Annotated in this window: 11 protein-coding genes; 9 read left to right on the top strand and 2 right to left on the bottom strand. The window is 72.3% G+C overall.

Going from position 1 to position 12,647, the window contains the following annotated elements; genetic code table 11:
- Positions 1-23: 23 nt before the first annotated feature.
- From ADK54_RS03340 to ADK54_RS03325, 4 genes are all read left to right on the top strand, one after another.
- Complete coding sequence (locus ADK54_RS03340) at positions 24-1,289, top strand: sensor histidine kinase (protein ID WP_053723970.1); 1,266 nt, start codon at positions 24-26, stop codon at positions 1,287-1,289.
- The gene (locus ADK54_RS03335; RefSeq protein WP_053723969.1) at positions 1,274-1,921 is read left to right on the top strand and encodes a LuxR C-terminal-related transcriptional regulator; all 648 of its coding nucleotides are present in this window, start codon (positions 1,274-1,276) and stop codon (positions 1,919-1,921) included. Before ADK54_RS03340 ends, ADK54_RS03335 begins: the two co-directional genes overlap by 16 nt.
- Positions 1,922-2,007: 86 nt before the next feature.
- The gene (locus ADK54_RS03330; RefSeq protein WP_053723968.1) at positions 2,008-3,153 is read left to right on the top strand and encodes a methyltransferase; all 1,146 of its coding nucleotides are present in this window, start codon (positions 2,008-2,010) and stop codon (positions 3,151-3,153) included.
- A 149-nt stretch (positions 3,154-3,302) separates the two neighbouring features.
- Positions 3,303-4,685 (top strand): DUF1996 domain-containing protein, encoded by a 1,383-nt coding sequence (locus tag ADK54_RS03325; RefSeq protein ID WP_420717258.1) that lies wholly within the window; start codon positions 3,303-3,305, stop codon positions 4,683-4,685.
- A 54-nt stretch (positions 4,686-4,739) separates the two neighbouring features.
- Here ADK54_RS03325 and ADK54_RS03320 read toward each other — a convergent pair whose 3' ends face one another.
- Entirely contained in the window at positions 4,740-5,123 is a 384-nt protein-coding gene (locus ADK54_RS03320; protein WP_107090447.1) for a hypothetical protein, read from the bottom strand.
- 196 nt (positions 5,124-5,319) lie between these two features.
- Here ADK54_RS03320 and ADK54_RS03315 point away from each other — a divergent pair, with 196 nt between their 5' ends.
- The 5 genes from ADK54_RS03315 (at position 5,320) to ADK54_RS03295 (ending at position 10,906) form a co-directional block, all read left to right on the top strand.
- Positions 5,320-6,114, top strand: a complete 795-nt coding sequence (locus ADK54_RS03315; protein WP_053723965.1) for a tyrosine-protein phosphatase — start codon at positions 5,320-5,322, stop codon at positions 6,112-6,114.
- 77 nt (positions 6,115-6,191) lie between these two features.
- On the top strand, positions 6,192-8,135 hold the full coding sequence (locus ADK54_RS03310) for a hypothetical protein (RefSeq protein ID WP_053723964.1): 1,944 nt from the start codon (positions 6,192-6,194) through the stop codon (positions 8,133-8,135).
- Between the two features lie 80 nt (positions 8,136-8,215).
- A complete protein-coding gene (locus tag ADK54_RS03305) occupies positions 8,216-9,103 on the top strand; it encodes a metal-dependent hydrolase (RefSeq protein ID WP_053723963.1) in 888 nt (295 codons plus the stop codon).
- A gap of 1 nt (position 9,104) precedes the next feature.
- Entirely contained in the window at positions 9,105-10,169 is a 1,065-nt protein-coding gene (locus ADK54_RS03300) for a PDR/VanB family oxidoreductase (RefSeq protein WP_053723962.1), read from the top strand.
- A 23-nt stretch (positions 10,170-10,192) separates the two neighbouring features.
- Positions 10,193-10,906 (top strand): TetR/AcrR family transcriptional regulator, encoded by a 714-nt coding sequence (locus ADK54_RS03295; protein ID WP_053723961.1) that lies wholly within the window; start codon positions 10,193-10,195, stop codon positions 10,904-10,906.
- Positions 10,907-10,946: 40 nt separating this feature from the next.
- Here the strand turns inward: ADK54_RS03295 and ADK54_RS03290 are convergent, their stop codons facing one another.
- Positions 10,947-12,548: a fused response regulator/phosphatase gene (locus tag ADK54_RS03290; RefSeq protein WP_053723960.1), complete on the bottom strand. Its 1,602-nt coding sequence runs from the start codon at positions 12,546-12,548 to the stop codon at positions 10,947-10,949.
- Positions 12,549-12,647: the final 99 nt, after the last annotated feature.

Here is a 12,647-nt window from a genome sequence, read left to right as displayed (position 1 = left end):
GCACTAGGGAGACGGGGAAGCACATGAACGCGGCCAAAGCACGGGACGCGCTGCTCGCGGGGGTTCGGGGCTTCGCGTTGAGCCTCGTTTCGATCGTCGGGTCGATCCTGCTGTTCACGCTCAGCGTCGTCTCCATCGCCCTCATACCCATCGGCGTCGGCGTGCTGGCCACCCCGCTGGCCATCGGGCGGGTGCGGGCCCACGCGAACTTCCGGCGCGAGCTGGCCGCCCGCTGGAGCGGGGTGCGGATCCCGTCGGCGTACCGGCCGTTGCCGCACCGGCGGGGTCTGACCGGCTGGGTCGGGCGGTGCACGGTCATGCTGCGCGACCCGGCGACCTGGCACGACCTGCGCTGGATGGTGGCCGACATGACGGCCGGGTTCCTCACCGCGCTGCTGCCGCCGACGCTGATCCTGTACATGGCGTACGGCTGGGTCCTCGCACTCGGCGTGTGGCGGCCGATCGCGGACGCGGGCGGCGACTGGTTCCTGTTCGTCCACGTCGTCAGCCAGCAGAGCGCGAACGCCGCGGCGGCGCTCGGCACCGCGATGTTCGTGCTCGCCATGTTCGTCAACCCGGCCCTGCTGCGCGGCCACTTCCAGCTGGCCCGGGCGCTGCTCGCCCCGTCCCGCGAGGCCGCGCTGGCGCGGCGCGTCGACCGGCTCACCGAGACCCGGCACGACGCGGTGGACAGCTCGGCGGCCGAACTGCGCCGCATCGAGCGGGACTTGCACGACGGGGCGCAGGCCCGCCTGGTCGCCATGGGCATGCACCTGGGCACCATCGAGGCGCTCGTCGAGACGGACCCGGCGAAGGCCAAGCAGCTCCTCGCGACGGCCCGCGAGTCCTCCGCCGAGGCACTGGCCGAGCTGCGCGACCTGGTGCGCGGCATCCACCCGCCGGTCCTGGCCGAGCGCGGACTCGCGGACGCCGTACGGGCGTTGGCGCTGCGGCTGCCGGTGCCGACCGACGTGTCGGTGAACCTGCCGCCGCGGGCCCGCGCCGGGGCGCCGGTCGAGTCGGCCGCGTACTTCGCGGTCAGCGAGGCGCTCACCAACGCGGTCAAGCACGCGGACGCGGACAGCATCTGGGTGGACCTGTCGTACGAGTCGGGCGCGCTGCGCGTGTCGGTCGGCGACAACGGCAAGGGCGGCGCGAGGACCGGGGCGGGCACCGGCCTGGCCGGGGTCGAGCGCCGGCTCGGTACATTCGACGGCGTCCTGGCCGTCAGCAGCCCCGCGGGCGGTCCCACCCTGGTGACCATGGAGATCCCTTGCGAGTTGTCCTAGCCGAGGACCTGTTCCTGCTCCGCGACGGCCTGGTCAGAATGCTGGAGGCGTTCGACTTCGAGATCCTCGCCGCCGTGGAGAGCGGCCCCGAGCTGACCCGGGCGCTGGCGGAACTGGAGCCGGACGTCGCGATCGTCGACGTCCGGCTTCCGCCGTCGCACACCGACGAGGGCCTCCAGTGCGCGCTCGCCGCCCGCCGCGCCCGGCCCGGCCTGCCGGTCCTGGTCCTGTCCCAGCACGTGGAGCAGCTGTACGCGCGCGAGCTCCTCGCGGACGGCAACGGCGGGGTCGGCTACCTCCTCAAGGACCGGGTGTTCGACGCGGCGCAGTTCGTCGACGCGGTACGCCGGGTCGCGGGCGGCGGCACCGCGATGGACCCGCAGGTCATCCAGCAGCTCCTGTCCCGCCGCGCGCAGGACGAGCCGATGGGCGGGCTCACCCCGCGCGAGCTGGAGGTGATGGAGCTGATGGCGCAGGGCCGCTCCAACGCGGCGATAGCCGAGCGTCTCGTCGTGACCGAGCGGGCCATCGCCAAGCACACGTCCAACATCTTCGCGAAGCTGGGCCTGCCGGTCTCCGACGACGACAACCGCCGGGTCCTCGCGGTGCTCGCCTACCTCGACCGCGGCTGAGGCGGGCGGGGGCCGGGGCCGGGGCCGCGACGCGACTGCGGGGTTCCGCGGCGGTTTCGGGTTAGCCTGGCAAAACAATGAACCGCATGATCACGCCCTGGGGCGAGCACGACCTGACCCGATTCCCCGAAGACCCCCGCGACCCGCTGCGGGCCTGGGACGCCGCCGACGACTATCTGTTGCGGCACCTGGCCGGGATCACGGACCTTGACCTCTCGGGGACCGTCGTCGTCACCGGCGACCGCTGGGGCGCGCTCACCACGGCCCTTGCCGAGCACGGCCCCGTCCAGATCAGCGACTCGTTCCTGGCCCAGGAGGCGACCCGGGCCAATCTGGCGCGGGCGGGCTCCGCGCCGGATTCCGTACGCCTGCTGTCGACGCGGGACGAGGTGCCCGAGCGGGTCGACGTGCTGCTCGTGCGGGTGCCCAAGAGCCTGGGGCTCCTGGAGGACCAGCTGCACCGGATCGCGCCCTCGGTGCACGCGGGCACGGTCGTCGTCGGCACCGGCATGGTCAAGGAGATCCACACCTCGACGCTGAGCCTGTTCGAGCGGATCCTCGGCCCGACGAAGACCTCGCTGGCCGAGAAGAAGGCCCGCCTCATCTTCACCACCCCGGACCCGGCGCTGGCCAGGCCCAAGAACCCGTGGCCGCTGACGTACTCCCTGGAACTGGGCATCGGCCCCGCCTCCGGGCTCGCGGTGACCAATCACGCCGGGGTGTTCTGCGCCGACCGCCTCGACATCGGCACCCGCTTCCTGCTCCAGCACCTGCCCGAGCGCACCGGCCCGGACCACGTGGTGGACCTGGGCTGCGGCAACGGCATCGTGGGTACGGCGGCGGCGCTCGCCAACCCCGAGGCGCGGATCACCTTCGCCGACGAGTCGCACCCCGCGATGGCTTCGGCCGAGGCGACGTTCCGGATGTGCGCGGGGCCCGCGCGCGAGGCCGAGTTCCGGCTGGGCGACGGCCTGGCGGACTTCGAACCCGGCACGGCCGACCTGGTCCTGAACAACCCGCCGTTCCACACCCACCAGGCGACGACGGACCGCACCTCCTCGCGCATGTTCGCGGACGCCCGCACGGCGCTGCGCGAGGGCGGCGAGCTGTGGGTGGTCGGCAACCGGCACCTCGGCTACCACGAGAAGCTCCGCCGCATGTTCGGCAACTGCGAACTCATGGCGTCCGACCCGAAGTTCGTGGTGCTGCGCGCGGTGAAGCAGGCGCGGTAAACCCTGAGGGAGTCTCAACTCCCGTGAATCTCCTGAGGCGTTGAACGCCCCACCCTTCCCATCCGTATGGAACTGCGCGCTTCAAGCGAAGGAGTTCCATGGGACGCATCTCACGCTCACCACGAAAACGGCAGGCCCTCCCCCGCCGGATGATGATGGCCGCGGCCGCACTCATCCTGGGCGGAGGCGGGCTCGTCGCGGTCAATTTCTACGCCTCCGCCAGTGAAGGTGATGCGGGCGGCCAAGGGTCGTCCGGGCACGACATGGCGCAGATGCAGATGTTGTCGACCATCGACTGTCCGGATGTGGGCAATTCCCTGTCCACCGTGCCCGATTCCGCGAAATCGCGCGTAGACCGCCGACTCGCCGACCTCGATACGCAGATCACCGACGCCTATACGAAGTTCGCCGACAACAAGGACCGCATCCAGCGCGATCCCCGCCTCGCGGACACGATGGTGCTCAACCCGCTGAAACGGCAACGCACCGATTCCATCGGCAAGATCGCGGACGCCACCGGTCAGCCGGACCTGAACGACAAGGGGCTCGCCGCCTGCACGATGCGGGCCGCGGACGCCCCGGCGTCCAATGATCAGAACGGCAACCAGGCCAACGGCCAGAACGCCGCCGACAACGTCACCGCCTCCGGCCCCGCACGCAGCGACTTCGTCGACATCCGGTCCGTGCGGCCGAACGTCGCCACCCCGCGGCCCGGGCGCGGCGCCTCCACCGGCACCTTCACCAGCGACTGCGGCCGCAACCAGAACGGAAAACGCAACCCCGACAACGTCATCGTCGCGCCGGGCGTGAGCAATGGCGCCCACCATATGCACGATTACGTCGGAAACCAGGCGACGGATGCCTTCTCCAGCGATGCCGATCTGGCCCGGGGCAACACCAGCTGCCGCAATCAGGGCGACAAGTCCACCTATTACTGGCCGGTCGTACGGATCCTGAACCAGGGCAACGACATCGACGCCAACGCGGACGGCGGCGGCAAGGACAAGAACGTCGGAAAGATTCAGACCCCGGCGCAGGCCACGATCCAATTGGTCGGAAGTCCGGTGAGCAAGGTCACCGCGATGCCCCGGTTCCTGCGGATCATCACGGGTGACGCCAAGGCGTTCACCAACGGCAATGCGAACGCCAATGCCTCCTGGAGCTGCACCGGATTCGAGAACCGCCAGCTCAAGGACAAATATCCGCTGTGCCCGCAGGGCAGCCAGGTGGTCCGTACCTTTAAATTCCAGAGCTGCTGGGACGGAAAGAACACCGACAGCGCCAATCACCGCACCCACGTCGCCTTCGCGGACAAAAGGGGTGCCTGCCCCGCCGGATTCAAAGCGATTCCCCAGCTCGTGCAGCGCATCGTCTACGACGTCCCGGCCAAGGCCGGCGCCTTCGCCGTGGACTCGTTCCCCGAGCAGCTCCACAAGCCCGTCACCGATCACGGTGACTTCATCGACGTCTTCAGCGATCAGCTGATGGGAAAGGCGGTGAACTGCATCAACACCGGGCGCTCCTGCGCCTGACCCCCCTGCGCGCGAGCGCGCGAGGAGGCAACTGCCGCTGCGCGGCCGCCTCGGTCAGTGTCCGGAATGCATGGTCCCGGTCTCGACACTGCCACCGAGCCGGCCGTGCAGTGCCGTGACCACCGGCTGTTCGCCGACCGCCACCCACTTGCGCCCGACCAGATAGACGCCGCCGTAGTCCCGCGCCTCGTTGATCCACTCCCGCTGGCCGCGGTCGGTGGCAAAGGTGGCGAGCACGTAACGGCCGTCCTTGGTCGTGCAGTTGGCCTGCCGCAGCTCGGCCGAATTCGTCGAGACGACGGGCTTGCAGTCGGCCCGGGCGGCCAGCTGCTCCAGGGTTCCGCTCGCGGTCAGGGGCGCGTGGGACGACGTACCGCAGCCGGTCACCACCGCGACGGCCACAACCACCCCAAGGGCCACTCGTGCATTGTTTCGCATCACCCCATCTTGCCTCCAACTCCCGTATAAACAAGGCGACTTGGCGATTCTCAAAACGCGAAGAGGCGGCAGGGTGGTGGCTCCACGGACGCGGGAAATTTCGCGGCACTGGGGCTCGGTCTCGGAGTGGCGGCGGCCGTGGACTACCGTTCGGATCGAAACCGGTAGATTTCACCCGCTCAGGAGCCGCCCGCACATGATCGCGATCCCCGCCACCACCGTCGCCAACCTGCGCGACCTCGGCGACACCCCGCTGTCCGGCGGCCGCACGGTCCGCTCCGGCCTGGTCTTCCGCGCCGGTCAGCTCGACCGCATGGACCCGGCGGCCGATCCGGCGGTGGCCGCGCTCGGGCTGCGTACGATCCTCGACTTCCGCACCGACGCCGAGCGCGCCGACCACCCCGACCGGGTGCCGGCCGGGGCCCGGCTCGTCGTCGCCGACGCGCTGGCCGACAAGATCTCGGCGACCGGCGCGCCCGCCGCCGCCCAGCTCAAGCACATCCTGGCCGACCCGGTCGTGGCCGAGGAGCACCTCGGCGGCGGCAAGGCGCAGGCCCTGTTCGCCGACACCTACCGCTCGCTGGTCTCGTCCCACTCGGCGCGCTCCGCCTACCGCACGCTCCTGACGGAGCTCGCCGCCGACGACGCGGGCCCGCTGCTCTTCCACTGCACGGCGGGCAAGGACCGCACCGGCTGGGCGGCGACGGTGATCCTGACGCTGCTCGGCGCCGACGAGGCGACCGTCGAGCGCGAGTACCTGTCCGTCAACCCGGCCGTGCGCCAGGCCTTCGCCCCGCTCATCGAGGGGTTCACCGCGCAGGGCGGCGACCCGGAGATCGCGCTCGCCATCATCGGCGTCGTACCGGAGTACCTGGCGGCGGCCCTCGACGAGGTCGCCGCGAAGTACGGCTCGATGGAGAAGTACGCCCGCGAGGGGCTCGGGGTGCCGGACGACGCGGTGGCCCGGCTGCGCGAACGGCTCATCGCGTGATCGACTCGCATCGGCGTCAACTCGCCTGAGGGGTCAGCCGGTTGGGTACGGGGTGACCATCTCCACATTCGCTCGTTTTGCTGAACGTGGCCCCAGAGCAGGACATCCTCAACCCACCCGCCCCCTTCGTCGGCGTCGAGCAGGCCGAGGCCGCGCTCGTCGAGCACTATCCGCGACTGGTGCGGCTCGCCTATCTCGTACTTCCGCCATCGCTCGGGCGCAACCGCCGGGTGGTGACCGCGCACGCGATCGTGCAGCGCTCACTGCCGCGCGGCCGGAGCGGCTCCGGCGACGGCCCCGACAACGGGCTGATCCCCGGGGCGCGGCGGGCCGAGGCCGGCGGCGACCCGGGGTATGTGTACGTGCGGCGGCGCGTGGTGCGCCAGGCGCTCGAAGCGGGGCTTCCGCTGCGCCGCAAGGCCTGGCCCAAGCGGGCGCAGTTCCCGCCGCTGCTGCCGCAGGTCTGGGGCCTGAGGCTGTTCCCGCGTTCGGGCGGCGCCGATGAACTCGCCCTGGACCAGCGCCTTTCCGCCCTCTCCGGGCCCGCCCGGGCGGCCTACGTGCTGCGCGGTCTTGAGCGCCTCGGCGACGACGAGGTGTGCGCGGAGCTGAACGCGGCCGGGGTCACCGAGGCGCGCCGGGCGCTGGCCGAGGCCGACACCACCGAGCCGCAGGCCGGGCTGCTGGAATCCGCCGAGTTCGACCCCTGCTCGCTCCAGGCCCGGCCCACCGATCTGATGCGGCGCCGCCAGCACGGCCGTGCCGCGCTCGCCGCCGTGGCCGCGCTCGTGGTGTGCGGGGCGCTCATCGGCCTGCCGGGCGACGGCTGGGGGCCCGACGGCGCGGCCGCGCCGCCCTACGCGCAGAACCCGGCGGCCCAGGCCGCGCTCGACCCCGGCCATCTGCTGCGGGTCGAGCCCACGGCGTGGACGACCGCGACCCGTACGGACTTCTCGGTGTGGCCGGCCCGGGGCGATCTGGTCGGCGACTCGGCGCTGCTGCGGCGGGCGCTCGCGGTGTGGGCGCGGCCGGGCGAGTCCGTGCAGGTCTCGGCGACGCCGGGCACCCCGTCGGGTCCGCCGATGGGCGCGCCCCAACTCCTGTTCGCGGGCGATGTGGACCGGGCCAGGGTCGTGCTGCTCTACGACGGGCTGCGGGTCGCCCGCTACGCCGAGCCGCGCGACGGCACGGCCGGGGCCGCGCTCGACTTCGCGCGCGTGGATGCCGCCGACACCGCGTCCGCGAGCGCGCTCGTGGTGGGCCGGACCGACGGCAACGTGCGCTATCTGACCGCGCCCTGGGTGCGCCAGGCCTCCGTACGCGATCTGCTGGCTCCGGACGCCTCCGCGCGGCCGCTGCACCGGGACAAGGACGGGGTGACCGACCCGGTCGTCTCGCCCGCCCAGGCCCAGCAGTGCACGTCCTGGGAGGCGCTCGAATTCCACGACGACAGCGGGGTGCGGCTCGTCACCGACCTCGGCGAGCTGGCTCCCGCGCGCCTGACGTGGGGGCCGCCCCACGACGCCCGCGACGTCGACGACCGCTCCGCGCGCCAGGGCTGGGCGCGGACCGCGTGCCTGCTGCCCACCGTCCGCTCGCACGGGGTGCGCTCCGTCAACGACTGGCAGTTCGCCCAGCAGGCGCTGCCCGAGAACAACGGCACCGCCGACTGGATCTGCACCCGGGCCGAGACCTGGCGGGGTGCGGGCAGCCGGGTGTTCGCCCAGTTCCAGGCGCCCTCCGCCAAGCTCGCGCCGGGTGCGATCGCGGCCCGCGCCGAGAACTCCGCGGCCTGCGGGGTCCGCGAGGCACGGGTCCTCGCCGGGGTGCTGTGGAAGTCGCGCGGCGGGAACTGGTTCGTGCTCGCGGCGGGCAGCGAGCAGGTGTCGTCGGTGACCCTGTCCGGCGGAATGACCGGCAGCGGACGGGGCAACCTGCTTGCCGTACGGGCCAAGGAGGGTGCGCGCGCCGAGCTCGACGGACGGCTCACGGACGGGACTCCGATCAGCACCCTGCGCTGAGAGCCGGTGCCTGACCGATCCGTCCAACAATCCGGTGCGCACCCCTGTCGCTGCGGCGTACCCGTCAGTACATTGACGCCATGTCTAATACGCCGCAGCCCGCTCCGGTCGCGGAGGAGCGCATCGAGCTCAGGGCCCGGAACGTCTCGTTCGAGTGGGAGAAGACCCCGCTCCACTGGATACCCGGCGACCCGTTCACCGGCCACACCATCAATGTGCTGCACCTGTTGCTGCCGGCCGGTGAGCGCTGGTTCGTGCACGTGTACAAGCAGGTGCTTCCGCACATCACGGACGACCGGCTGCGCGAGGACGTCATCGGCTTCATCGGGCAGGAGGCGATGCACTCCGCCGCGCACGACGACGTGCTCCCCCACCTGAAGAAGCTCGGCCTCGACCCGACGCCGTACACCGCGCAGGTCGACTGGCTCTTCGAGAAACTGCTCGGGGACCGGACGCTGCCGCCCGGCAGGGCGCGCGAGTGGTGGCTGATGGAGCGGGTCGCCACCATCGCGGCGATCGAGCACTACACCGCGTTCCTCGGCAACTGGATCCTCAACGCCGAAACCCTGGACCGGCGCGGCGCCGACCCGATGATGCTGGACCTCTTGCGCTGGCACGGCGCCGAGGAGGTCGAGCACCGCTCGGTGGCCTTCGAGCTGTTCATGCATGTCGACGGCGGGTACCGCCGCAGGGTGCGCACCTGGGCGACCGCGTTCACCGCGCTCGCCTTCCTCTGGCAGCGCGGGGCCCGTTTCTTCATGGCGAACGATCCGACTCTGGCGGAGGGCAGGGCGAGCTTCGGGGAGTTCTACCGGGCCGGCAGGAAGGGCATGCTGCCCTCCACCCCCGCCATGCTCAAGTCCATCCCGCGCTATCTGAGCCGCACCTATCACCCCTCGCAGGAGGGCAGCACGGCCCAGGCCGTGGCCTATCTCGCCGCCTCGCCGGGCGCCAACGGAGGCCGCTGACATGCGCCGTGCCACCACGTTCGCCCTGGCCGCCGGGGCCGCGCTGCTCACCCGGCGGGCGCTGCGCCGCCGCATCGCCGCCTCGCCGCTGTGGCCGATGCCCGCCCTGGAGGAGCCCGTCTCGGGGCGCGGCACCCGGCGTTCCACCATCACCCTGAAGCTGACCGTCACCGAGCGGACCGAGCCCGCCGAAGGCGTCGTACGGCTGCGCCTCGATGCCCTGGACGGGGCCGAGCTGCCCGCCTGGGAGCCCGGCGCGCACCTCGATCTGGTGCTGCCGTCCGGTCTCGTACGGCAGTACTCGCTCTGCGGCGACCCGGCCCACCGCACCTCGTACACCGTCGCCACCCGCCTCGTCGAGGACGGCCGGGGCGGTTCGCGCGAGGTGCACGAGCAGCTCCAGGAGGCGGTCGAGGTGTCGGTGCGCGGGCCGCGCAACCGCTTCCCGCTGGTGCCGAGCGCCTCGTACGTGTTCGTCGCGGGTGGCATCGGGATCACGCCAATGCTCCCCATGCTCAAGGCAGTTGGGGCCTCGGGCGCCGACTGGCGGCTGCTGTACGGCGGCCGTTCGCGGGCCACCATGCCCTTCCTCGACGAGATCGAGAAGCTGGGCGGGCGGGTCACGGTCGTCCCGGAGGACGAGTCCGGGCTGCCGGATCTCGCCTCCTTCCTCGCCAACTCCCCTGCTGACGCGGTCGTTTACTGCTGTGGGCCCGATCCGCTGATGGACGCGGTCACCGCCGCGCTCGGCCCCGGGCGCACCCCGCACCTGGAGCGGTTCGCGGCCGGTGCGGCCACGGCGGGCGCCGCGTTCGAGGTCGAGCTGCGGCGCTCGGGGCGCACGCTGGCCGTCCCGGCGGACAAGTCGCTGCTCGCCGCCCTGCGCGAGGAGCTGCCGGGCGTCTCGTACTCCTGTGAACAGGGCTTCTGCGGGACCTGCCAACAGCGGGTCCTGGAGGGCGAGATCGACCACCGCGACGAGCTGCTCACGGATGCGGAGCGCGACGACTCGATGCTGGTCTGTGTATCGAGGTGCCTCGGCAAGAAGCTGGTGCTCGACCTGTAGGGCCCCGTGGGTACTCTGTTCGCATGACGACCGGGGTACGGCGCAGGATGGGCGTCGACGAGCGCAGGCAGCAGCTGATCGGGGTCGCCCTTGAGCTGTTCAGCCACCGCTCGCCCGACGATGTGTCCATCGACGAGATAGCGGCGGCCGCGGGGATATCGCGGCCGCTGGTGTATCACTACTTCCCCGGCAAGCAGAGCCTGTACGAGGCCGCGCTGCGCCGGGCCGCTGACGAGCTCGCGGGCCGTTTCATGGAGCCGCACGAGGGCCCGCTCGGCGCCCGGCTGCTGCGGGTGATGGGGCGGTTCTTCGACTTCGTCGACGAGCACGGGCCCGGCTTCTCCGCACTGATGCGGGGCGGCCCGGCGGTCGGCTCAAGCACCGCGAACGCCATGATCGACGAGGTGCGCAACGCCGCCTACCTCCAGATCCTGGCGCACCTCGGGGTCCAACACCCGCCCGCCAGACTGGAGTTGGTCGTACGGTCCTGGGTCTCGCTCGCCGAGTCGACGGCGCTGATCTGGCTGGACGGGCGGCGGATTCCGCGCGGCGAGCTGGAGTTGCAGCTGGTCCACGACTTCGCGGCGCTCGCCGCGGTGAGCGCCGCCTACGACCCGGAGATGGCCGCGATCGTGCTGCCCATGCTGGCGGACGAGCCCGCCGACGGCCCGTTCGGCGAGCTGGTGGACCGACTCGCCGCCCTGCTCCCGCTGGTGCCCGCACCGCGCGTGGGCTGAGCCCTGCGGCATGATCAACGGCGGGGCGGCCCGTACCCGGTCACGCTGATGGAGAAAGGCCTCGGTCCGCGTTGAGGCGTAGGGCGAGCAGTGCCACGTCGTCCTCCAGGTCGTTGCCGAATCGGTCGAGCAGGGTGTCGCAGAGTGCCTCGGTGTCGGGCGGGGCCGCGGCCGCGGTGTGCCTGAGGTGTTCCAGTGAGTCCGCGAGGTCGGTGCCGCGGCGCTCGATGAGGCCGTCGGTCAGCATCAACAGGCCGTCGTGGGGGCCGAGTTGGAGGCACGTCGAGGGTGGATGGCGCAGGCCGAGGCCGAGCAGCGGGCCCCGCGTCTCGATGAAAGAGGCCTCGCCCCGGTGGGGCAGGAGCAGCGGCGGCAGGTGCCCGGCGTCGGCGATGCGGGCCTCGCCCGTGTCCGGGTCGATGAGGGCCAGGCACAGGGTCGCGGTCGCCTCGGGGTGGTAGAGCTGGAGCATCCGGTCCAGGCGCCGGACCAGGGCGGCCGGTTCGTGGTGGTCGGTGGCGTACGCGCGCAGGGCATGGCGGAGTTCGACCATCACGGTGGCCGCGTCCAGGGAGTGCCCGACGACGTCGCCGACACCGACCAGGAGGCCCGCGGGCGTGGTGAGCGCGGTGTAGAAGTCGCCGCCGATCTCGGCGCGGCTGGAGGCCGGGACGTAGCGCAGGGCGATGTCGGCGCCGGGCAGCCGGGGTGCGCGCTGCGGCAGGAAGCTGCGTTGCAGGGTGAGCGCGATGTGGCGTTCCTCCGCGTAGGTGCGCAGGGATTCGGCGGCGACGGCGAGGGACCGGGCGAGCCGGGAGAGCAGCGCCTCGGTCTCCTGGCCGTACGGCAGGCGGGCCGGGACGGCGAGGCAGACGGGCGGCTGGTCGGCCTGGCCGCGGGCGAGCACGAGCCGGGCCCCTTCGCTGCCGAAGAGTTCCGGCGGCCACAGCGGGGCCGGGGCGAGCACGGATCGTACGCCGGTGCAGCCCGCCATGGCTCGGCGCAGCAGCACGGCGAGCGCCGGGATCTCGGTGGTGCGGGCCGGGCGTGCGGCGCCGCCCGCGTGGAGGAAGGCGTCGGTTCCGAACACGAAGGCGGTGACCGGGCCCGAGGTGAGCGGCATGGCCGCCGCGGCGGCCGCGTCCGCGAGTTCCTGGGGGCAGCGCGCCCGGTGCAGGGCGGCGGTCGCCTCGGCGAGGTGGTTCAGCCGACCGGCCCGGGCGGCCGATTCGTGGCGCAGCCGGGCGCCGCGCAGCGCGGCCCGGATGACGGCCTGGATCTCCTCGGGCTCGACGGGCACGGTGAGGTAGGCCTCGGCGCCCGCGTCCAGGCCCCGGCTGCGGTCGTGCGGGGTGATGGAGGCCGCCGAGAAGTGCACGACGGGCATGGGCGCGATGCCGGGGTGCGACTTGAGGCGGCGGCACAGTTCGAAGCCGTCCATGTCGGGCAGGCCCACGTCCACGAGGGCGGCGTCGGGCAGCGCTCCCGCGCGCAGCCGCGCGTCGAGTTCGACGAGCGCGGCCGAGGCGGTGCCGAGCGATACGACGCGGTGGCCCGCGCGGCTGAGGACGGCGCCCATCGCACAGCGGTTGGCGTCGACGTCGTCGACCACCAGGACGGTCGTGTCGCGGGTCGTGGGCATCGTCGTACTCACCGCCGATCGTCTCCGAAGGCCCGCCGGTCAAGGGGTGTCGCTCTGCGGCACCGGCCGCCACCCACCGTAGCGCCGCAGCGTGGACAG

Source organism: Streptomyces sp. WM6378, from assembly GCF_001279695.1.
GTDB lineage: Bacteria > Actinomycetota > Actinomycetes > Streptomycetales > Streptomycetaceae > Streptomyces.
This window is presented reverse-complemented; position numbering and strand designations above follow the sequence as displayed.